The following is a 21,286-nucleotide window of genomic DNA, read 5'->3' as shown; positions in this document are numbered from 1 at the left end:
CTCGCCTCGAACTATGGACCACCCCGGGCCGCCATGCTGACGGAAGAAGACTTTGCTGCATCGCCGCGCTGCCTGCATCCCGCCGTTCGGAAAGGGATAAATGTATTGGCTTTCCTCAAACCGAGCGGCAAAGACAGCGCGTGACCAAAGCATAAGTTGAAGAAACGCGAAGCACTGCTGCTCAACTCGTACAATTCACGAAACGTGGTAAACAACTCGTTAAGTTTGGTGGAGATCTTTAACCTTTTATTTCGGTTCTGCTGTCCCGCGCGCCGATATTCTTGCGTGCCGGCAGTGCCGGGTTGCTTGTGTGAGGAGGTGATATCGGTGGCACGCGATATGATCCGCATCATCGGCTTCACCAAAATTTCAGCACGGCTCGCAAATTTGACGTTTACGCAAACGTCAATATTTTGTAAGAGTAACGCAGCGGCCGGACTCTGATGTCCGCCGGCGAATTGGAGGAATTCGAGAGATGCCAGTCTACAAGGCCCCGGTGAACGATACGCTCTTCGTCCTGAACGATGTGCTTGGGGTGGAGCGTTACAACAATCTTCCCGGTTATGCCGATGCGACGCCTGATATGATCGAGGCGATCGTCGGTGAGGCGGCCAAATTGTCCGAGGAAGTGCTCTTCCCGCTCAACTATTCCGGCGATCAGGAAGGCTGCGTGCGCCATGACGACGGCACAGTCTCGACGCCGAAGGGCTTCAAGGAAGCTTACCGCGCCTATCGCGAAGGCGGCTGGCTCGGCCTCGCTGTGCCGGAAGAGTTCGGCGGGCAGGGGCTTCCCTACGTGCTGCACTGCGCGGTCGGCGAATATACCTCCGCCGCCAATATGTCGCTGATGATGTATCCGGGTCTGACGCAGGGCGCGATCGCCGCGATCCTCGTCCACGGCTCCGATGCGCAGAAGCAGACCTATCTTCCGAAAATGGTCGAGGGCACCTGGTCGGGCACCATGAACCTCACCGAGCCGCATTGCGGCACCGATCTCGGCCTCCTGCGCACCAAGGCGGTGCCGCAGGCAGACGGCAGCTACAAGATTTCGGGCCAGAAGATCTTCATTTCCGCCGGCGAGCACGACATGACGGATAATATCGTCCATCTCGTCCTTGCCCGCATCGAAGGTGCACCTGAGGGCACTAAGGGCATTTCGCTCTTTATCGTTCCGAAATTCATGGTCAAGGAAGACGGCTCGCTCGGCGCGCGCAACCCGGTCTCTTGTGGCGCGATCGAGCACAAGATGGGCATTCATGGCAACGCGACCTGCGTCATGAATTATGACGAGGCGACGGGTTTCCTCATCGGTGCCGAGAACAAGGGCCTCAACGCCATGTTCGTGATGATGAACGAGGCGCGTCTCGGGGTTGGCCTGCAGGGCCTCTCCATCGCCGAGATTGCCTATCAGAATGCTGCCAACTATGCCCGCGAGCGCATCCAGGGCCGCTCGCTTTCCGGCCCGAAGGCACCGGACAAGAAGGCCGATCCGATCATCGTCCATCCCGATATCCGCCGCTCGCTGATGACGATCCGCGCTTTCAATGAAGCCGGTCGCGCCTTCCTGCTGTGGACGGCGCTGAAATCCGATATCGCCCATCGCTCCCCGGACGAGAAAGACCGTCAGGCGGCCGATGATATCCTTGGTCTCGCGACGCCAATCTTGAAGGGCGTCATGACCGACAAGGGCTTCGAGCACGCCGTCATGGCGCAGCAGGTCTTCGGCGGCCACGGCTATATCGAAGAACACGGCATGAGCCAGTATGTCCGCGATGCCCGCATCGCCATGATCTACGAAGGCGCCAACGGCATCCAGGCGCTCGATCTCGTCGGCCGCAAGCTGGCGCTGAACGGCGGCCGCGCGGTCATGGCCCTCTTCAAGGAAATCGGCGATTTCTGCGAGGAAAACCGCAACGACGAGCAGATGGCTTTCTACACCAAGCATCTGAAGAAGGGCTTGAACGACGTGCAGGCCTCAACCATGTGGTTCATGCAGAATGCCATGGCCAAGCCTGACAATGCCGGCGCTGGTTCGACCGACTACATGCACCTCTTCGGCCTCGTCGTCCTCGGCTATATGTGGGCGAAGATGGCGAAGGCGGCGCAGGATGGCCTTGCAAGCGGCGACAGTGCGCGCGAGGATTATCTGAAGAACAAGCTTGTCACGGCGCGGTTCTACATGGAGCGCATCATGCCGGAAACGGCATTGCGCAAAGCCCGCATCGAAACCGGTGCCGACACGATGATGGAACTGGCGGCGGAAGCCTTTTGATCAAGGCGGCGCCAGCCGCTGCAGGGAGATGAGACATGACCGAGGTTTTCATTTACGACCACGTGCGCACGCCGCGCGGGCGCGGCAAGAAGGATGGATCGCTGCACGAAGTGCCGTCCGTTCGCCTCGCCGCCAAGACGCTGGAGGCGATCCGCGACCGCAACGGCCTCGACACCGAAACGGTTGACGACATCATCATGGGCTGCGTCGATCCGGTCATGGATGCCGGCGCCGTCATTCCGAAGGGCGCTGCCTTCGAAGCAGGCTATTCCAACAAGGCGCCGGGCATGCAGATTTCCCGCTTCTGCGCCTCGGGCCTCGACGCGGTGAATTTCGCTGCGGGCAAGATCGCTCAGGGCGCCGACGATATCGTCATCGCCGGCGGTGTCGAAAGCATGTCGCGCGTCGGTTTGGGCATGTCCGGCGGAGCATGGTTCATGGACCCCTCGGTCAACTTCCCCGCCTATTTCATGCCGCAGGGCGTGTCCGCCGATCTCATCGCCACGAAATACGGCTTCTCCCGCGATGACGTTGATGCCTATGCGGTCGAAAGCCAGAAGCGCGCAGCCAATGCCTGGGAGAAGGGCTACTTCAAGAATTCCGTCGTGCCGGTGAAGGACATCAACGGCCTGACAATCCTCGACCGCGACGAGCACATGCGTCCCGGCACCGATATGCAGGCGCTCGCCTCGCTCAATCCGTCCTTCCAGCTGCCCGGCGAAATGGGTGGTTTCGAAGCCGTTGCCATCCAGGCGCATCCGGAAGTCGAGCGCATCAACTACGTCCATCATGCCGGCAACTCCTCCGGCATCGTCGATGGTGCCGCTGCCGTACTGCTCGGCTCCAAGGCGGGTGGGCAGAGCATGAGCTTGAAGCCGCGCGGCCGCATCAAGGCTTTTGCCAATATCGGTTCCGATCCGGCGCTGATGCTGACCGGCCCGGTCGATGTCACCGAGAAGCTTTTGAAGCGCAGCGGCATGACGCTTGCCGATATCGATCTTTTCGAACTCAACGAAGCCTTTGCCGCCGTCGTGCTGCGCTACATGCAGGCTTTCGAAATCCCGCATGACAAGATCAACGTCAATGGCGGCGCGATTGCCATGGGCCATCCGCTCGGCGCGACCGGCGCGATGATCCTCGGCACCGTGCTGGACGAGTTGGAGCGCCGCGATCTCAATACCGCGCTGGTCACGCTCTGCATCGGCGCCGGCATGGGCACCGCGACGATCATCGAACGCGTCTGAGGAGGGGAAACCAATGGCTTACACAAATTTCACCGTTGAGACCGACGCAGACGGCATCGCACTTGTTACCTGGGACATGCCCGGCAAGTCCATGAACGTCTTCACAGCTGAGATCCTCGAAGAGCTGAACGCCATCATCGATGCGACGGTCGCCGATGCCGCCGTCAAGGGCGTGGTCTTCACCTCGGGCAAATCCTCCTTCTCCGGTGGCGCCGATCTGTCGATGATCAAGTCGATGTTCTCCTTCTATCAGGAGGAGAAGGCGAAGGACCCGGCCGCGGCCGCAAAGAAGCTTTTCGATCTCGTGGGGCGCATGACGGGCCTGTTCCGCAAGCTCGAAACCTGCGGCAAGCCTTGGGTTTCGGCCATCAACGGCACCTGCATGGGCGGCGCTTTCGAGCTGTCGCTGGCTTGCCACGGCCGCGTCGCGTCGAGCGCCAAGAGCGTCAAGATTGCGCTGCCTGAGGTCAAGGTCGGCATCTTCCCCGGCGCCGGCGGCACGCAGCGCATCGCCCGCCTGACGGATGCACAATCGGCCTTGCAGATGATGACCACGGGCCAGTCGCTGACGGCGGCGCGCGCCAAGGCGATGAATCTCGTGCATCAGGTGGTCGAGCCGGATCAGCTGATCCCGGCCGCGAAGCAGATGATCAAGGACGGCCTGAAGCCCGTCGCTCCCTGGGACGAAAGGGGCTTCAAGGCACCGGGCGGCGGTATCTGGACGCCGGCTGCAGCACAGCTCTGGCCGGCAGCGCCCGCCATCCTGCGCCGCGAGACCTCGGGCAATTATCCGGCAGCACTCGCCATCCTCAAATGCGTCTATGAAGGTCTGCAGGTTCCCTTCGATACCGGCCTGAAGATCGAGCAGCGCTATTTCACGCATGTGCTGCAGACCACCGAAGCCTATTCGATGATCCGTTCGCTGTTCATCTCCATGCAGGAACTCGGCAAGGGCGCCCGCCGCCCGGCCGGCCAGCCGAAGACCGAACTGAAGAAGGTTGGCGTCGTCGGCGCCGGTTTCATGGGCGCTTCCATCGCCTATGTTACCGCCGCAGCTGGTATTCCGGTGACGCTCATCGACCGCGATATCGAAGCCGCAACCAAGGGCAAGAGCGTCGGCGAGGGGCTGGTCAAAGATTCCGTCGGTAAGGGAAGACTGACGCAAGATGAGGGCGCTGCTCTGCTCTCCCGCATCACGCCCTCGGCCGATTATGCCGATCTGAAGGATGCCGATCTCGTCATCGAGGCGGTGTTCGAGGATCGCGAGGTCAAGAAGGCTGTCATCGAGGCCGTCGAAGCAGTATTGCCCGCCGGCGCCGTCTTCGCTTCAAACACCTCGACGCTACCGATCTCGGGCCTTGCGAAGAACTCCAAGCGCCCGGTCGATTTCATCGGCGTCCACTTCTTCTCGCCTGTGGAGAAGATGATGCTGACGGAAGTCATTCTCGGCAAGGAAACCGGCGATCATGCGCTCGCGGTCGCGCTCGACTATGTCGCCGCCATCAAGAAGACGCCGATCGTCGTCAACGACACGCGCGGCTTCTTCGTCAATCGCTGCGTCTTCCGCTACATCCACGAAGCCTATGACATGCTGATCGAAGGCGTGCCTGCGACCATGATCGAGAATGCCGCCAAGATGGCCGGCATGCCGGTCGGCCCGCTGGCGCTCAACGACGAAGTCGCCATCGATCTCTCCTACAAGATCCTGAAGGCGACGGTTGCCGATCTCGGCGAGAAGGCGGTCGATCCGCGTCACATGCAGCTCGTCACCGGTCTGGTGGAAGGCGAGGGACGCCTGGGCCGGAAGAACGCCAAGGGCTTCTATGACTATCCGCCGAAGCCGGCGAAGAAGTCGCTCTGGCCCGGCCTCAAGGATCTCTATCCGCAGAAGAAGGCCGATGATGTCGATGTCAACGTGCTGAAGCAGCGCTTCCTCGTCACCATCGCGCTCGAGGCATCCCGCACCATGGAAGAAGGCATCGTCACCGATCCCCGTGAAGCCGATGTCGGCTCCATCCTCGGCTTTGGCTTTGCGCCCTATACCGGCGGCGCGCTGTCCTACATCGACGGCATGGGCGTGAAAGCTTTCGTGGAGCTTTGCGAAAAGCTGGCGGCCGCCTACGGCCCACATTTCCAGCCGACGGCGCTACTGAAGGACATGGCGGCGAAGGGCGAGACCTTCTACGGACGCTTCGATCCCTACCGTGTCGAGAAAGCCGCGTAAGACAATAGGTCGCTACTGACGACAAATAACGGGCCGCTCCTGTCGGGAGCGGCCCTTTTCATTCGTCCTTTGTTTGAGCTCATCAAACCAAGGAGAGTGACATGATCGAGATCATCGGTAATCGCGACGAGGCTGAGGCCATCGACGAGATGCTTGCAAGCTGGGCTTCAGCTCTGGGAAACAAGGATGCGGCCGGTGTCGTCAGGCACCTCAGTGATGATATTGTCGGCTTCACGCTGGCGGCACCACTCGTGCACAAGGGCAAGGGCGAGAAGGGCCTGGAAGGCTGGTTCTTGACCTGGGAGGGTCCGATCGGTGGCAATGAGGTCGATGTGAGGCTCACAATTGGTGGCGATGTCGCCTTTTGGACCGGGCTCGTGCAGATGACCGGCAAGAAGACCGATGGCATCGAAGTCGATCTCTGGTTTCGCCAGACGCTCGGGCTGAAGAAAGAGGCCGGCATCTGGAAGATCGTCCACGAACATACGTCTGTGCCGTTTGCCATGGACGGCAGCGGTCTTGCTGAACTCGGGCTCAAGCCGTAAGATTTTACTTACGCAATACTCAAGGGCTTTTCCCGATTGGATCGCAAGGCGACGACGCCCCAGCCGACGAGCAGCAGGATCGCCGCCGCATAGATATCCGCGGCCTCCGCAAATCCGAATGCTTTCGACAGGAAGCCTGCCAGAATGGCCGGCACGCTGAAGGCAAGGTAGCTCTGGATGTAGAAGGCCGACAGCAGCCCGGCGCGCTCGTCGGGTTTTGCGAGCGGCATGATGCTTCTGACCGTACCGAGGAAGGCCGCGCCGAAGCCGGCGCCGGCGATCAGCGTTCCCAAGGCCAGGATCGACACCTCGGCTGCATGCATTCCGGCGATGACAGTCAGTATGCCGAGCGTCATGCTCGGTATGCCGAACCACATGATCGTGGCAGCGGATCTCTTGCGCATCAGGAAGACGGCGGCCGCGCCGCTGATTGTCAAGGCTGCGACCACGGAGCCACCCACCAGCGGCGCCGTGCTGCCGGTCGTCGCGGTGACGAGCGAGGGCACCAGCGACAGATAGAAGCCGGCGAGCGCCCAGACGGCGACATTGATGGGTGTGAGGGCCAGCAGCGTTCGGCGCGCCTGCAGGGGAACGGCGATTTCAGGCTTCAGCGATGCGAGCAGGCCGGTTCGTCGGGTCGTTGTCTCCGGCATCACCCAGAGCAGCATTGCCTGCAGTGCCAGGAGAGCGAGTGTGACGATGTAAACGAGTATGGTGGGAGCCGGCGCAAACTGGACCAACAGGCTTGTGCCGAGCGCGCCGATCGCCATTCCCGCAAGCGGCGCAAGGCTGTTGGTGATCGATCCCTTGACCGGATCGAGATCGACAAGGGCGGCGCCGATGGAGCTGACTGCGGTGCCCGTTGCCAGGCCCTGCACGATGCGGGCGGCAATTAGCCAATCAGGCCCTTCGGCCATTAAAAACAGCGCTATCGCCACCATATTCAGGAGGATCGACACAAAGATCACCGGACGACGGCCGAGATGGTCGGAAATCGAGCCGACAATGAGCAGCGCGGCAAGGAGGGCGAAGGCATAGACGGCGAAGATCACCGTGAGCAGGACCGGCGAGAAGGCGAAGGCCTGCTGGTAAAGGCGGTAGAGAGGCGTCGGTGCGGATGAGGCGGCCAGGAACAGACCGCTGGTCGATGCGTAGTAGAACGGCGCGAAGCGTCTGGCCAAGGAAATCGGCGCGCTGGTTGTGGAATCGGGCGAGGTCATCGACTATATCCTGGCTTAAAGCTAAGAGATTGCGTTAGATGGATATGGGGTGCCTGCCGCACAAAAGCAAATAATTTGCGTTAGTGAATGACCGATGATGATTCACGAACGACAAAAGGGAAAGATTGGCAAAGGCTTATGGGTTATAGAGAAAATCCCCGTCCCGGTGGGCGCAGCGCCAGAGTGCAGGCGGCCGTGCATCAGTCCGTCCGCGATATGCTGGCAAGGATGGATCGCGCCGATATCACGATCCCATTGATCGCGCAGCACGCCAATGTCACGCCATCGACGATTTACCGCCGCTGGGGCGATCTTCAAGAGCTTCTGGCCGACGTGGCCGCCGCGCGTCTGCAGCCGGAGGGGGAACCCGCCAGGGTCGGCAGCGCCCGCGACGATCTGGAGGCCTGGGTCGAGCAATATGCCGATGAAATGGCCTCCGGTGTCGGCAGGCAAATGCTGCGCGATATTCTCGCTGCTACCGACAGCGCAAATGCGGAGAAATGCGGCACCTATACGCGCTACCAACTTAGCGTCTTCATTGCACGGGCAGAGAAGGACCGCGAGCCTTTCCCGACCCTGGAGGAGCTGATGGATCACGTCATTTCGCCCATCATATACCGCATCCTTTTCGACCAGATGCCTGCCCCAAACTATGTTCGCGACCTCATCGCCAAGGTCATGCTCAAAGGCTGAAGCATTGCCGCTCGTATCAAACCCCACGCGAAAGTGCCGGTGGAGTTAATCGTCGGGAAATTCGGCTGCGTTGCTCGCAAGTGACGAACAAATAGCCGGGCATATGCGCGGGGAAATTGACTAACCCACGGAATTATCTTGGGATATTCGCGCCCGGGTAAGGTTTCCCGACAATTTTCTGTTGAAAAATAAGGAAAAAGGTGGTGCATAATCATCATCAGTGAATTCAACGGCAACGCGAAGGGGACTGCTCAATGCTTAATGAATTCAAGGCATTTATCGCCCGCGGCAATGTGATGGATCTTGCGGTCGGTGTCATCATCGGCGGCGCTTTCGGCGGCATCGTGAAATCGCTGGTTGACGATATCATCATGCCGATCGTCGGCGCCATTTTCGGCGGCTTCGATTTCTCGAACTACTTCATCGGCCTCGCCTCGGGGGTCAACGCACCGACGCTTGCTGCCGCCCGCGCTCAGGGCGCCGTTCTCGCCTACGGCAGCTTCATCACTGTCCTCATCAACTTCCTCATCCTCGCCTGGATCATCTTCCTGATGGTCAAGGGCGTGAACGCGCTCCGCTCGCAGGTCGAGCGCAAGGAAGAGAAGGTTGCCGAGGCCGCACCGCCGCCGGCCGACGTCCAACTGCTCACCGAAATTCGCGATCTTCTCGCGAAGCGCTGATAGGCACAATTCAGCCGCTTTCGAAGCCTCGGTTCCCACAAGGGCCGGGGCTTTATTCATCACGAAAATCGATCATTCGCTAAGGCAAAGTCATGGGATTTGTCCGCCGCTCTGCTTTATGAAGGCAGAAACCGGAGACTTTGCATGTCGATACTGAACAGCCTCAGCCCGCGCGCGCTCGCAGCACCCGAAAGCGGGATCGTCGAAGTGGTCAATTACGCCCGCGGCCGCGACGGCCTGCTGCCGCTCTGGGTCGGCGAGGGCGATCTGCCGACGCCGGATTTCATCAACCGCGCCGCCATGGCGTCGCTCAACGCCGGTGAAACCTTCTACACCTGGCAGCGCGGCATCCCCGAACTGCGCCAGGCGCTCGCCGATTACTACGGCCGGCATTTCGGCACGTCGCTGCCGATGGAGAATTTCTATGTCGTCGGCTCCGGCATGCAGGCGATCCAGCTCTCCGTGCAGGCGATCACCTCTCCCGGCGACGAGATGGTCTATCTCTCGCCGGCCTGGCCGAACATCGCCGCCGCGCTCGAGATATCAGGCGCCCGCTCCGTGCCCGTGCCGTTGCAGTTCGAGCATGGCAAATGGTCGCTCGATCTCGGTCGCATGGAGGCGGCGATCACGCCAAAAACCAAGGGCCTCTTCATTAACACTCCGTCCAATCCAACCGGCTGGACGGCGACGCATCAGGATCTCCGCGATATCTTGGCGCTCGCGCGCAAGCATGATCTCTGGATCATGGCCGACGAGATCTATGCGCTCTACTATTATACCGGCGGCCGCGCGCCGAGCTTCCTCGACGTCAAGGAAGCCGACGACAAGATCCTCTTCGTCAATTCCTTCTCGAAGAACTGGTCGATGACCGGTTGGCGAGTCGGCTGGATCGTCGCTCCGGCCGAACTCGGTCAGGTGATCGAAAACCTCGTGCAATATTCGACGTCGGGTGTGGCGCAATTCATGCAGAAGGGCGCGGTTGCAGCGCTGAACGAGGGCGACGATTTCGTGCGCTCCAACATCGCCAAAGCCACCCGCTCGCGCGACATTCTCTGTGACGCGCTGATCGCCACCAATCGCGTACAGACGCTTAAACCCGATGGGGCGCTCTATTCCTTCCTCAGGATCGACGGCGTCACCGACAGCCGCAAGGCCGCGATCGACATCGTCGACAAGACCGGCGTTGGCCTGGCGCCCGGAACGGCTTTCGGAAAGGGTGGGGAACTTTTCATGCGCGCGTGCTTCCTGCGCGATCCGGTGCAGGTTGCAGATGCGGCTGATAGGCTGAGCCGCTATATTTTGAGTTTGTGATGGGGGCTTTGCTTCGCCCGGCCCTACGGCCGAAAGGCATCTTCGAGATTGCCGCACCTCTGATACCCCCTCTGTCGCTGTCGCGACATCTCCCCGACAAGGGGGGAGATCGTTGGGATTGCGCTGCGGCTCTTGGCAATAGGATGCACTTCAGTTTCTTCGAATACAATATTGGTTTGAGGTAGGTTGGTGCCGCAAGTTTCCAATCTCCCCCCTTGTGGGGGAGATGTCACGAAGTGACAGAGGGGGTGCGCACTCTCCAAGCAGGGAATGTTCGTCATCGCGCACCCAATCCATAAAATGCAATCGATCCGCGAAAGCCTCCCCTAACCATTACCGCAATCATTCCCGCCACATCAGCCGCTTTTAATCAATTTCGCAGGAGAAGCGGCCTCATATGGTCCCGATAAGACTTGGCGGGGACGCGAAGAATGACTGTCTTGGTGACGGGCGGAGCCGGATATATCGGCAGCCACATGGTCTGGAGATTGCTTGAGGCGGGCGAGGAGGTTGTCGTTCTCGATTGCCTCTCCACCGGCTTTCGTTGGGCGGTTCCACCGGCGGCCCGGTTCTTTCTCGGCGATGTCGCGGACGAAGCGTTGTTGCAGAAAATTTTCGCCGAGTATGACATGGAGGCCATCATCCACTTCGCCGGCTCGGCCGTCGTCCCGATGTCTATCGAGGACCCACTCTCATACTACGAGAACAACACCGGTAAGACCCGTACACTCATGAGCGCCGCCGTCAAGGCCGGCATTCGCCATTTCGTCTTCTCGTCCACGGCGGCAGTCTATGGTCAGCAGCCAGGAGACAGGACGGTCAGCGAAAACGCGCCATTGCGGCCCGAATCTCCCTATGGCCAATCGAAGCTGATGTCGGAGCTGATGCTGCGCGATGCTGCCGCGGCCTATGACTTCCGCTATGTGGCGCTACGCTATTTCAATGTCGCCGGCGCCGATCCGGAGGGACGAGCCGGTCAGTCGACCGCGGGCGCCACCCATCTCATCAAGGTTGCCTGCGAGGCGGCACTTGGCCGTCGCCGCCAGGTGGATATCTACGGCACCGATTATCCGACGCATGACGGTACGGGCGTCCGTGACTACATCCATGTCAGCGATCTCGTGGAAGCGCATCTTATGGCCCTGCGGCATCTGCGCGATGGTGGCCGGTCACTGGTCGCCAATTGCGGCTACGGCCATGGCTATTCCGTTCTCGATGTGCTCAACATGGTCATGCGCGTCCATGGCCGCGCTTTCCGCATTCATATCGCCCCGCGTCGTCCCGGCGATATGGCGAGCATCGTCGCCGACGCGACGCTTGTCCGTCGCGAATTGGGCTGGGCGCCGAAATATGACAGCCTCGAGACGATCGTCCGCTCGTCGCTCGATTGGGAGCTTCGTCTTGCCGAACGGGCCGCCTTCGACGCCGCCGGGCTCGACAGGATCTACGCCGCCCCGAGCATCCGCTAACGGAGCCGACGGTCTCAGCTTTCCGTACCCCTCCACGGACCTAGAAAGGCCGCCGCGTTCTTGCGCACGGCCTCAGCCAGAAAATCGATGACGGTGCGCACGCGCGGCGACTGGCGCAGGTCGCGATGGCAGGTGATCCAGTAATGGCGCCTCAGATCCACCGCATGCGGCAAAACGACCTGCAGATCGGGATGCTTGCCGGCGATGAAGAACGGCAAGACGCAGAGCCCCTGGCCGTTCTTCGTCGCGGTGAGCTGCGCGAAGATGCTGGAACTCTGGAATTGCGGCTTGATGCGGGGATGGACGTCGCCGAGATAGTCCAGGCCCGGTGCGAAGATCATATCTTCGATATAGCCGATGAAGGCGAGGTCAGGCAGGTCGTCGCGGCTTACGATCGGCGGGTGGCGGTCAAGGTAGTCATGCGATCCGTAAATCTGAAGGTGATAATCGGTGAGCTTTTCAGTGAAATAGGGGCCTGCCTTCGGCGGGTCGAGCACCACGACGATATCGGCCTCCTTGCGCGAGAGCGACATGATCTGCTGGATGGTGATCAGTTCCAGCGAAATGTTCGGGTATTTCGCCGTAAATTCCGGCAGGACCCCCGTGAAGAAGAAGTTTGAAAAACCCTCCGGCGCGCTGATGCGCACCACGCCGCCTTGCGCCGCCGATCCCGTCGAAAGATCGGTGCGCAGGCGTTCGGTTTCCTGCTCCATTCTCTCGGCCGTGTCGACGAAGCGTTGGCCCATGCCAGTCAGCAGATAGCCGCGCGCATTGCGCTCGAAAAGCTTGACCTTCAAGGCGAATTCCAGCCGGTCGATACGGCGGGAGACGGTGGCATGGCTGCTGCGTAGTTGCCGGGCTGCTGTCGAAAGCTGTCCGGTCCGCGCAACGGCGAGAAAGAACTGCAAATCGTCCCAGGTGAAATGCGGCGTACGCTTCATGCCTTCCCCCTTCTGTTCAAAAATGAACAGACCTTGTTTGGAATTAGTTGCAATCGCGACTTGCGTCAACGCGCGAATTCCGTGATCTTGCCTCTCGGGAAAAGTCGTTTTGAGGAAAGCGGCTGGCCAATTTTGAACAGATTCGTTTTTGCCAAATCTCTGGGAGGAGAGGACATGCGAAAGAGTCTTATTGCGTCCCTTGCATTTCTGCTTGCAACGAGCACCGCGGCTTTCGCCGCCGGTCCAGCCAATGGTTTCGTCAAGATCGGCATCCTGAATGACCAGTCCGGCGTCTATGCCGACTTCGGCGGCAAGTCGTCGGTCGAGGCTGCCAAGATGGCTGCCGAGGATTTCGGCGGCAAGGTTCTCGGCGTACCGATCGAGATCATCGACGCCGATCATCAGAACAAGCCCGATATCGCCTCCAACATCGCCCGCCAATGGTATGACCAGGACCATGTCGACGCGATCATGGAGCTGACGACGTCGTCGGTGGCGCTTGCCGTGCAGGCGGTTGCCAAGGAAAAGAAGAAGATCGATATCGTCACCGGTGCCGCGACCTCGGATCTGACAGGCAAGCAATGCTCGCCCTATGGCTTCCATTGGGCTTATGATACCCATGCATTGGCCGTCGGCACCGGCGGCGCCCTCGTCAAGCAGGGTGGCGACACCTGGTTCTTCCTGACGGCCGACTACGCCTTCGGCTACTCGCTGGAGCAGCAGACCAGCGACTTCGTCAAGGCGAACGGCGGCAAGATCCTGGGCTCCGTCCGCCATCCGCTGTCGACGAATGATTTCTCGTCCTTCCTGCTGCAGGCACAGTCGTCGGGCGCCAAGGTCATCGGCCTTGCCAATGCCGGCCTCGATACCTCCAACGCCATCAAGCAGGCCTCGGAATTCGGCATCACCCAGGGCGGTCAGCATCTCGCAGCACTGCTCTTCACGCTCGCCGAAGTCCACGGCCTCGGCCTGCAGGCAGCGCAGGGCCTGACACTGACGGAAGGCTATTACTGGAACCTCGACGACAAGAGCCGTGAGTTCGGCAAGCGCTTCTTTGCCCGTACCGGCAAGATGCCGAACATGATCCATGCTGGCACCTATTCCGCCGTGCTGCAATATCTGAAGGCGGTGCAGAAGGCCGGCACGGACGATACCGAGGCCGTCGCCAAGGAACTGCATGAAATGCCGGTTGACGACTTCTTCGGTCGCGGCGGCACCGTCGGCGCCAACGGCCGCATGATCCACGACATGTATCTGCTTCAGGTCAAGAAGCCCGAAGAGAGCAAGGAGCCGTGGGATTACTACAATGTGCTGGCGACGATCCCGGGCAAGGAAGCCTATATCGATCCCGCCAAGAGCGGCTGCGACCTCGTCAAGCAATAGGGCCAAGACCAGCCCATGGCGATGTCAGCGACACATCTGCAGGAAGCGCCCCGGGTGGTCTTGTCCGCCCGGGGACTGCGCCGTGACTTCGGCGGCTTCACTGCCGTCAAGAATGTCGATCTCGATGTGCAGCACGCCCGCGTCCATGCGCTGATCGGCCCGAATGGCGCCGGCAAGACGACGGTGTTCAACTTGCTCACCAAGTTCCTGCAGCCGACTCACGGCACGATCACGCTGCTCGGCACTGATATTACCAGGACAAGACCCGACAAGGTCGCGCGCATGGGTCTTGTGCGTTCCTTCCAGATTTCGGCCGTCTTCCCGCATCTGACGGTGCTGGACAATGTCCGCGTCGCCCTGCAGCGGCCAAACAATCTCGCCCACCAGTTCTGGCGGCCGCTGTCCGCCCTCGACAGCCTCGATGCGCGTGCCGAACAGCTCATTGCCTCGGTCGGCCTCTCGAAGGAGCGTGATGCCATCGCCGCCGATCTTTCCTATGGCCGCAAGCGGGTGCTGGAGATCGCAACCACGCTCGCGCTCGACCCAAAGGTGCTGCTGCTCGACGAGCCGATGGCCGGCATGGGGCTGGAGGACGTAAACATCGTCTCGGCTATCATCCGCGATGTGGCACGCGACAGGGCCGTGCTGATGGTGGAGCACAATCTCTCGGTGGTTGCCGATATCTGCCACCATGTCACGGTGCTGCAGCGCGGCGAGATCCTCGCCCAGGGCGACTATGCGGCGGTGAGCAGCGATCCGCGCGTCCGCGAAGCCTATATGGGCACGGAGGAGGCTTGACGATGGCGCCGCTTCTGGAAGTTCAGGGTCTCAATGCCTGGTACGGCGAAAGCCATATCCTGCATGGTGTCGACATGCGCGTCGGCGAGGGGGAGACCATCACCATCCTCGGCCGCAACGGCGTCGGCAAGACGACGACGCTGCGCACCATCGTCGGCATCGTCCGTGCCCGCAAGGGCAGGATCGCCTTTGCCGGCAAGGACATGATGCAGGTGCCGCTGCACAAGACGGCGCATCAGGGCATCGGCTTCGTGCCGGAGGAGCGTGGCATCTTCTCCACGCTCAGCGTCTATGAAAACCTGATGTTGCCGCCGGTCGTGGCAGCGGGCGGCATGACGCTCGACGAGATTTTCGAACTGTTTCCCAATCTGCACGAGCGGCGCAACAGCGTCGGCACCCGGCTTTCCGGCGGCGAACAGCAGATGCTCGCCATGGCGCGCATCCTGCGCACCGGCGTCCGTATGCTGCTGCTTGACGAGCCGACGGAGGGTCTCGCTCCCGTCATCGTCCAGCGCATCGGCGAAGTCCTGCAAAAGCTGAAAGGTCGCGGCATGACCATATTGCTCGTCGAACAGAATTTCCGTTTTGCAAGCCGCATTGCCGATCGTTTCTATGTGATGGATCACGGCCAGATGGTTTCGGAATTTCCGGTCGGCGAACTCACAGAGCGCATGGACATGCTGCACAAGGTTCTGGGGGTCTGAGCCATGATGACGATATTCGGCATCCCCGCCCAGGCCCTTCTCGGTCAATTGCTGATCGGTCTCATCAACGGCTCCTTCTATGCGCTGCTGAGCCTCGGCTTGGCGATCATCTTCGGCATGCTCAGGGTCATCAATTTCGCCCATGGCGCGCTCTATATGCTCGGGGCTTTCACCGCCTATCTGCTGCTTGCCTATGCCGGCATCGGCTACTGGCCGGCCCTGGTTCTGGCGCCGCTGATCGTCGGCCTGTTCGGCGCGCTGGTCGAGCGGCTCTGCCTGCGCCAGCTCTACAAGATCGATCCGCTCTACGGACTGCTCTTCACCTTCGGCATGGCGCTGACCATCGAGGGAACCTTCCGGTATCTCTACGGCTCCTCCGGCCAGCCCTATGCCGTTCCGACGGAGTTGGCGGGCGCGAAAAATATCGGCTTCATGTTCCTCCCCGTCTACCGCGGCTGGGTAGTGATCGCCTCGCTGATCGTCTGCATCGGCACCTGGCTGCTGATCGAGAAGACCAAGCTCGGCGCCTATCTGCGCGCGGCGACCGAGAATTCCGTGCTGGTGCAGGTTTTCGGCGTCAACGTGCCGGTGCTGTTGACGCTGACCTACGGCTTCGGCGTGGCGCTCGCCGCCTTTGCCGGCGTGCTGGCCGCGCCGATCTATCAAGTCTCGCCGCTGATGGGATCGAACATGATCATCATCGTCTTCGCGGTGGTGGTCGTCGGCGGCATGGGCTCGATCATGGGAGCGATCGTGACAGGCTACATGCTCGGGATTGCCGAAGGCCTGACCAAGGTTTTCTATCCGGAGGCCTCCAACATCGTTATCTTCGTCATCATGGCGATCGTACTGCTTCTGAGGCCCGCAGGCCTCTTCGGTCGGGAGGCGTGATATGGCTGGATTAATCAGCTTGAGTTCCAAGGAGCGTCCGAAGCTTTCCGTGCAGAAGCTGCTGCTGATCGTCGGCCTTGTCGGCCTGATCTGGGCGCCTTTCTTCATCTACCCGATCTTCGTGATGAAGGTGCTCTGCTTCGCGCTGTTTGCCTGCGCCTTCAATCTGTTGCTCGGCTATGCCGGCCTGCTCTCTTTCGGCCATGCCACGTTCTTCGGCGGCGCTGCCTATTTCACCGCATACGCAGTGAAGGAATGGAGCGTTCCGCCCGAGCTCGGCATCCTGATCGGCGTTGCCGGCGCATCGCTGCTCGGCCTGGTCATGGGCTTCGTGGCTATCCGCCGTCAGGGCATCTATTTCGCCATGATCACGCTGGCGCTGTCCTACATGTTCTATTTCTTCTGCCTGCAGGCGAAGTTCACGCAAGGCGAGGACGGCATCCAGTCGGTGCCGCGCGGCTACCTCTTCGGCGTCCTCGATCTCAATAACTCCCTCAACATGTATTATTTCGTTCTCGCCGTGTTTCTGATCGGCGTTTTGATCACCTGGCGCTTCATCAATTCGCCCTTCGGCATGATCCTGAAATCGATCCGCGAGAACGAGCAGCGGGCGATCTCGCTCGGCTATTCCGTCGCGCATTACAAGCTCGGCGCCTTCGTCATGTCGGCGGCGCTGGCGGGACTTGCGGGCGCGGTCAAGGCGCTGGTCTTCCAGTTCGCGACGCTGACCGATGTCGCCTGGCAGATGTCCGGCGAAGTCATCCTCATGACCCTGCTCGGCGGCATCGGCACGTTGATCGGACCGATCTTCGGTGCAGGGCTGGTGGCGACGCTGGAAAACTATCTCGCCACCTCGGAATTTCCCGTGACCATAATCACCGGTATCGTTTTCATGGTTTGCGTCCTGCTCTTCCGCCGCGGCATTGTCGGCGAATTCTATGCCTCGCGGCTGGGACGGAAACTGGGTTTCGAATATCGGCGGTGACCGCTTGATTTTCCTTCTCCCCGTAAGCGGGGAGAAGGTGCCCGAAGGGCGGATGAGGGGCCTGCACGGATTCCAGCGAATACCGAATTTGTCGAGCCTTCCCGCCCCTCACCCTAACCCTCTCCCCGCAGGCGGGGCGAGGGGACGACTGAGTTTGAACATGGATCGCTTCGACTACATCATCATCGGTGCCGGCAGTGCCGGATGCGTGCTGGCCAACCGGCTCTCGGCCGACCGCAACAATAGGGTGTTGCTGCTGGAAGCCGGCGGCAACGACAACTACCATTGGATTCATATCCCGGTCGGCTATCTCTACTGCATCAACAACCCCCGCACCGACTGGTGCTTCACCACGTCGCCGGAAGAGGGCCTGAATGGCCGCTCGCTCAACTATCCGCGCGGCAAGGTGCTCGGCGGCTCATCCTCCATCAACGGCATGATCTACATGCGCGGCCAGGCCCGCGACTATGATCTCTGGCGTCAGCTCGGCTGCGCCGGCTGGGGCTGGGACGATGTGCTGCCCTATTTCGTCAAGTCCGAGGATCACTATCGCGGCAAGGACGAGATGCATGGCGCCGGCGGCGAATGGCGGGTCGAGAAGGCGCGCGTGCGCTGGGCCGTGCTCGATGCCTTCCAGGCAGCCGCCAAGGAAGCCGGCATTCCGGAGACTGCGGATTTCAATCGCGGCAACAACGAGGGCTCTGGCTATTTCGACGTCAACCAGCGCTCCGGCATCCGCTGGAACACGACGAAAGCCTTCCTGCGCCCGGCCATGCAGCGCGGCAATCTCACCGTCTACACGAAAGCGCAGGTTCGCCGCCTGATTGTCGAAGACGATGCCGTCACAGGCGTCGAATTTCAGCATGATGGCGTGACGAAGCGCGCCTATGCGAATAAGGAGACGGTGCTGTCGGCCGGTTCCATCGGCTCGCCGCATATTCTTGAACTGTCAGGCATCGGTCATGGTGACGTGCTCCGCAAAGTCGGCATCGAGGTGGTGCGCGAGGTGAGGTCGGTCGGTGAAAACCTGCAGGATCATCTGCAGCTTCGTCTTGCCTACAAGGTGACCGGCGTCCCCACATTGAATGAGAAGGCGACGAGCCTCATCGGCAAGGCGGCGATCGGCCTTGAATATCTTGTTCGCCGCTCCGGCCCGATGGCGATGGCGCCGAGCCAGCTCGGCATCTTCACCCGCTCCGGCCCGGATAAGGAGACGCCGGATCTGCAATATCACGTACAGCCGGTCTCGCTCGACAAGTTCGGCGATCCGGTCCATCCGTTCCCGGCCATCACCGCCAGCGTCTGTAACCTCCGGCCCGAAAGCCGCGGCTCGGTGCATGTGCGCAGCCCGGATTTCGCGCTTCAGCCGGCCATCAGCCCGAACTATCTCTCCTCTCAGCGTGACCGGGAGATCGCCGTGCGTTCCATCCGCCTGACCCGACGCATCGTGGCACAGCCCTCTTTCGCGCGCTTCAGGCCGGAGGAGTTCAAGCCGGGACCGGCCTATGAGACAGACGCGGATCTGGAGCGTGCCGCCGGCGACATCGGCACCACGATTTTCCATCCGGTCGGCACATGCCGCATGGGCGGCGACGCGCAAAGCGTCGTCGATCCCAGGCTGCGATTGCGGGCATTGGCGCGACTGCGCATTGCCGACGCTTCCGTCATGCCCTCGATCACATCGGGCAATACCAATTCACCGACCATCATGATCGCCGAAAAGGCAGCTGAAATGATCCTTGCCGACCACAGATGAAGCCCTATTCATGGATGGCAGCAAGGACAGGAGATTTGCATGGATAGCATGGACGACGTCATCATCGAACGGCGCGGATCGGCCGCAATCATCAGGCTCAATCGCCCGAAGGCGCTGAATAGTCTGACATTGCCGATGGTGCGCGTCATCGCTCCAGCCCTGGAGAATTTCGCCGCCGATCCAGCGATCGCAAGCGTCATCGCCATGGGCGAGGGCGAGCGGGGCTTTTGCGCCGGTGGGGATATTCGGCTGCTGCACCGGAGCGGCAAGGAAGGCACCGATGAAGCGGAAACCTTCTGGCGGGAAGAGTTCCTGCTCAATCATGCCATCTCGCGCTACCCGAAACCCTATATCGTGCTGATGGACGGCATCACCATGGGCGGCGGCGTCGGTCTCTCGGCCCATGGCAGCCATCGCGTCGTCACCGAGCGCACCCGCCTTGCCATGCCCGAAACCGGCATCGGCTATTTCCCGGATGTCGGCGCCACGTGGCTATTGCCGCGCACGCCAGGGGAAGCCGGCACGTGGATGGGGCTGACCGGCCTGACCATCAAGGCTGCCGATGTCATTCATGCCGGTTTCGCCGATCATTGTGTCGTATCCTCTACGTTACCGGCTCTCGTGGATGCAATCTCAGCGCTGCCCGCTGCTGCCTCCGCCGCAGAGATACATGCCCGCATCAAAACGATGGCGGCAGATGCCGGAGAGAGCCGTCTCGCGGCAAACCGCGAGATAATCGACCGGGCATTCTCAGCCGACACCGTCGAAGACATTCTGCAGGCATTGGCCGATGAGCCGGGAGAATTTGCCGCTGAGGCCGTCGGCGTGATCGCCAGCCGCTCGCCGACCAGCCTGAAACTGACCCTGCGGCTGCTGAGGGCAGGGAGGGCGAGCGCTAATCTCGCCGAATGCCTCAATCGTGAACTCGGCGTCTGCAAGGGCATATTGTATAATCACGATTTCTACGAAGGCGTGCGCGCCGCTGTCATCGACAAGGATCGCAATCCAAAATGGTCGCCGGCCAGCCTTTCCGAGGTGACGGCTGCCGATATCGATCGGTTCTTCGTGCCGGCGCAGCCACCGCTCTTCGCGAGCTAGATCGGTTCGGCTCATCACCGAACTTCCGAACCGCTCTATCTGACTATTTCAAGCAATTCCGGAACGGAAAACCGCTTCATACTTTTCCCGGAATTGCATCAACGGATCATGGGAGGAAAACATCATGACACGGATCGCATTCATCGGCCTCGGCAATATGGGAGGCCCGATGGCCGCCAATCTCGTGAAGGCCGGTCATGCAGTCACCGGTTTCGACCTCTCGCATGATGTGCTGAAAGCGGCCGAGGCAACGGGCGTGAAGCCCGCCAACGTGCTGACCGAGGCGCTGGCCGATGCCGAAGTGGTGGTGACCATGCTGCCGAAGGGCCAGCATGTCCTCACCGTCTGGACCGACGTGCTGCGCTCCGTGCCCAAGGGAACCTTGCTGATCGACAGCTCCACCATCGACGTCGACAGCGCCCGCAAGGCGCATGCGATGGCGGTCGATGCCGGTTGCCTCTCGCTCGATGCGCCGGTGTCCGGCGGCACGGGTGGCGCTGCGGCTGGAACGCTGACCTTCATGGCCGGTGGCTCCAAGGAGAGCTTTGCGGCGGCAAAACCCCTGCTCGAAGTGATGGGCAAGAAGATTGTCCATTGCGGCGATGCCGGTGCCGGCCAGGCCGCGAAGATCTGCAACAACATGATCCTCGGCATTTCCATGATCGGCGTCTGCGAGGCCTTCGTGCTGGGCGAAAAGCTCGGCCTCTCGCATCAGGCATTGTTCGACGTCGCCTCGACCTCGTCCGGCCAGTGCTGGTCCATCAATACCTATTGCCCGGTGCCCGGCCCCGTGCCGACCTCGCCCGCCAACAACGATTACAAGCCCGGTTTCGCGGCCGCCTTGATGCTCAAGGACCTGCGCTTGTCGCAGGAGGCCGCCTTGTCCAGCGGGGCATCCACGCCTCTGGGGGCGGAGGCGGCGCAGCTCTACGCGCTTTTCGAAAAGCTCGGCAATGGCGGCCGCGATTTTTCGGCGATCATCGAGATGTTTCGCGAGGCGAATTGAGGATGTTTCGCGACAATTGAGTGAGTTGAAAGCTCGGATTGCCCCTCACCCCAGCCCTCTCCCCGC

The 21,286-nt window shown here is 61.0% G+C and carries 19 protein-coding genes; 16 read left to right on the top strand and 3 right to left on the bottom strand.

Annotated features, from left to right (window positions below; genetic code table 11):
* Positions 1-11: 11 nt before the first annotated feature.
* Positions 12-353 carry a hypothetical protein gene (locus tag BJ928_RS38510; RefSeq protein ID WP_147413888.1) on the bottom strand — a complete coding sequence of 114 codons (342 nt, stop codon included), beginning with the start codon at positions 351-353 and terminating at the stop codon, positions 12-14.
* Positions 354-475: 122 nt separating this feature from the next.
* Between BJ928_RS38510 and BJ928_RS04685 the strand changes: the two genes are divergently transcribed.
* The 4 genes from BJ928_RS04685 to BJ928_RS04670 all read left to right on the top strand — a co-directional run bounded on the left by BJ928_RS04685 (position 476) and on the right by BJ928_RS04670 (position 6,285).
* Complete coding sequence (locus tag BJ928_RS04685) at positions 476-2,272, top strand: acyl-CoA dehydrogenase C-terminal domain-containing protein (RefSeq protein WP_047628149.1); 1,797 nt, start codon at positions 476-478, stop codon at positions 2,270-2,272.
* A 35-nt stretch (positions 2,273-2,307) separates the two neighbouring features.
* On the top strand, positions 2,308-3,516 hold the full coding sequence (locus BJ928_RS04680) for an acetyl-CoA C-acetyltransferase (protein ID WP_047628148.1): 1,209 nt from the start codon (positions 2,308-2,310) through the stop codon (positions 3,514-3,516).
* Between the two features lie 13 nt (positions 3,517-3,529).
* Entirely contained in the window at positions 3,530-5,740 is a 2,211-nt protein-coding gene (locus BJ928_RS04675; protein ID WP_047628147.1) for a 3-hydroxyacyl-CoA dehydrogenase NAD-binding domain-containing protein, read from the top strand.
* A gap of 101 nt (positions 5,741-5,841) precedes the next feature.
* A complete protein-coding gene (locus BJ928_RS04670) occupies positions 5,842-6,285 on the top strand; it encodes a nuclear transport factor 2 family protein (protein ID WP_047628146.1) in 444 nt (147 codons plus the stop codon).
* Between the two features lie 8 nt (positions 6,286-6,293).
* On the opposite strand, the gene BJ928_RS04665 is transcribed toward BJ928_RS04670, so the two are convergent.
* On the bottom strand, positions 6,294-7,505 hold the full coding sequence (locus tag BJ928_RS04665; protein WP_047628145.1) for an MFS transporter: 1,212 nt from the start codon (positions 7,503-7,505) through the stop codon (positions 6,294-6,296).
* Positions 7,506-7,643: 138 nt separating this feature from the next.
* Between BJ928_RS04665 and BJ928_RS04660 the strand changes: the two genes are divergently transcribed.
* The 4 genes from BJ928_RS04660 (at position 7,644) to galE (ending at position 11,658) form a co-directional block, all read left to right on the top strand.
* Positions 7,644-8,198 carry a TetR/AcrR family transcriptional regulator gene (locus tag BJ928_RS04660; protein WP_047628144.1) on the top strand — a complete coding sequence of 185 codons (555 nt, stop codon included), beginning with the start codon at positions 7,644-7,646 and terminating at the stop codon, positions 8,196-8,198.
* Positions 8,199-8,452: 254 nt separating this feature from the next.
* Positions 8,453-8,878: a large conductance mechanosensitive channel protein MscL gene (mscL, locus tag BJ928_RS04655; RefSeq protein WP_047628143.1), complete on the top strand. Its 426-nt coding sequence runs from the start codon at positions 8,453-8,455 to the stop codon at positions 8,876-8,878.
* 144 nt (positions 8,879-9,022) lie between these two features.
* Positions 9,023-10,189, top strand: a complete 1,167-nt coding sequence (locus BJ928_RS04650; RefSeq protein WP_047628142.1) for a pyridoxal phosphate-dependent aminotransferase — start codon at positions 9,023-9,025, stop codon at positions 10,187-10,189.
* 431 nt (positions 10,190-10,620) lie between these two features.
* Positions 10,621-11,658: a UDP-glucose 4-epimerase GalE gene (gene galE, locus BJ928_RS04645; protein WP_047628141.1), complete on the top strand. Its 1,038-nt coding sequence runs from the start codon at positions 10,621-10,623 to the stop codon at positions 11,656-11,658.
* A gap of 14 nt (positions 11,659-11,672) precedes the next feature.
* Here the strand turns inward: galE and BJ928_RS04640 are convergent, their stop codons facing one another.
* A complete protein-coding gene (locus BJ928_RS04640) occupies positions 11,673-12,599 on the bottom strand; it encodes a LysR family transcriptional regulator (protein ID WP_047628800.1) in 927 nt (308 codons plus the stop codon).
* A 174-nt stretch (positions 12,600-12,773) separates the two neighbouring features.
* Here BJ928_RS04640 and BJ928_RS04635 point away from each other — a divergent pair, with 174 nt between their 5' ends.
* The 8 genes from BJ928_RS04635 to mmsB all read left to right on the top strand — a co-directional run bounded on the left by BJ928_RS04635 (position 12,774) and on the right by mmsB (position 21,220).
* Entirely contained in the window at positions 12,774-13,982 is a 1,209-nt protein-coding gene (locus BJ928_RS04635) for an ABC transporter substrate-binding protein (RefSeq protein WP_047628140.1), read from the top strand.
* Positions 13,983-13,997: 15 nt separating this feature from the next.
* Positions 13,998-14,780, top strand: coding sequence for an ABC transporter ATP-binding protein (locus BJ928_RS04630; RefSeq protein WP_047628138.1), 783 nt, complete (start codon positions 13,998-14,000; stop codon positions 14,778-14,780).
* A gap of 2 nt (positions 14,781-14,782) precedes the next feature.
* Entirely contained in the window at positions 14,783-15,484 is a 702-nt protein-coding gene (locus tag BJ928_RS04625) for an ABC transporter ATP-binding protein (protein WP_047628137.1), read from the top strand.
* A 3-nt stretch (positions 15,485-15,487) separates the two neighbouring features.
* On the top strand, positions 15,488-16,375 hold the full coding sequence (locus BJ928_RS04620) for a branched-chain amino acid ABC transporter permease (RefSeq protein WP_047628134.1): 888 nt from the start codon (positions 15,488-15,490) through the stop codon (positions 16,373-16,375).
* Position 16,376: 1 nt separating this feature from the next.
* Positions 16,377-17,360, top strand: a complete 984-nt coding sequence (locus BJ928_RS04615; RefSeq protein WP_047628133.1) for a branched-chain amino acid ABC transporter permease — start codon at positions 16,377-16,379, stop codon at positions 17,358-17,360.
* 160 nt (positions 17,361-17,520) lie between these two features.
* Positions 17,521-19,116 (top strand): GMC family oxidoreductase, encoded by a 1,596-nt coding sequence (locus BJ928_RS04610; protein WP_047628132.1) that lies wholly within the window; start codon positions 17,521-17,523, stop codon positions 19,114-19,116.
* Between the two features lie 48 nt (positions 19,117-19,164).
* The gene (locus BJ928_RS04605) at positions 19,165-20,214 is read left to right on the top strand and encodes an enoyl-CoA hydratase/isomerase family protein (protein ID WP_183079375.1); all 1,050 of its coding nucleotides are present in this window, start codon (positions 19,165-19,167) and stop codon (positions 20,212-20,214) included.
* Positions 20,215-20,338: 124 nt separating this feature from the next.
* Positions 20,339-21,220, top strand: coding sequence for a 3-hydroxyisobutyrate dehydrogenase (gene mmsB / locus BJ928_RS04600; protein ID WP_047628128.1), 882 nt, complete (start codon positions 20,339-20,341; stop codon positions 21,218-21,220).
* Positions 21,221-21,286: the final 66 nt, after the last annotated feature.

The organism is Rhizobium sp. WW_1, from assembly GCF_003610155.1.
Lineage (GTDB): Bacteria > Pseudomonadota > Alphaproteobacteria > Rhizobiales > Rhizobiaceae > Rhizobium > Rhizobium tropici_A.
The sequence above is the reverse complement of the archived record's forward strand: the minus strand, read 5'-3'. Positions and strand labels throughout refer to the sequence as shown.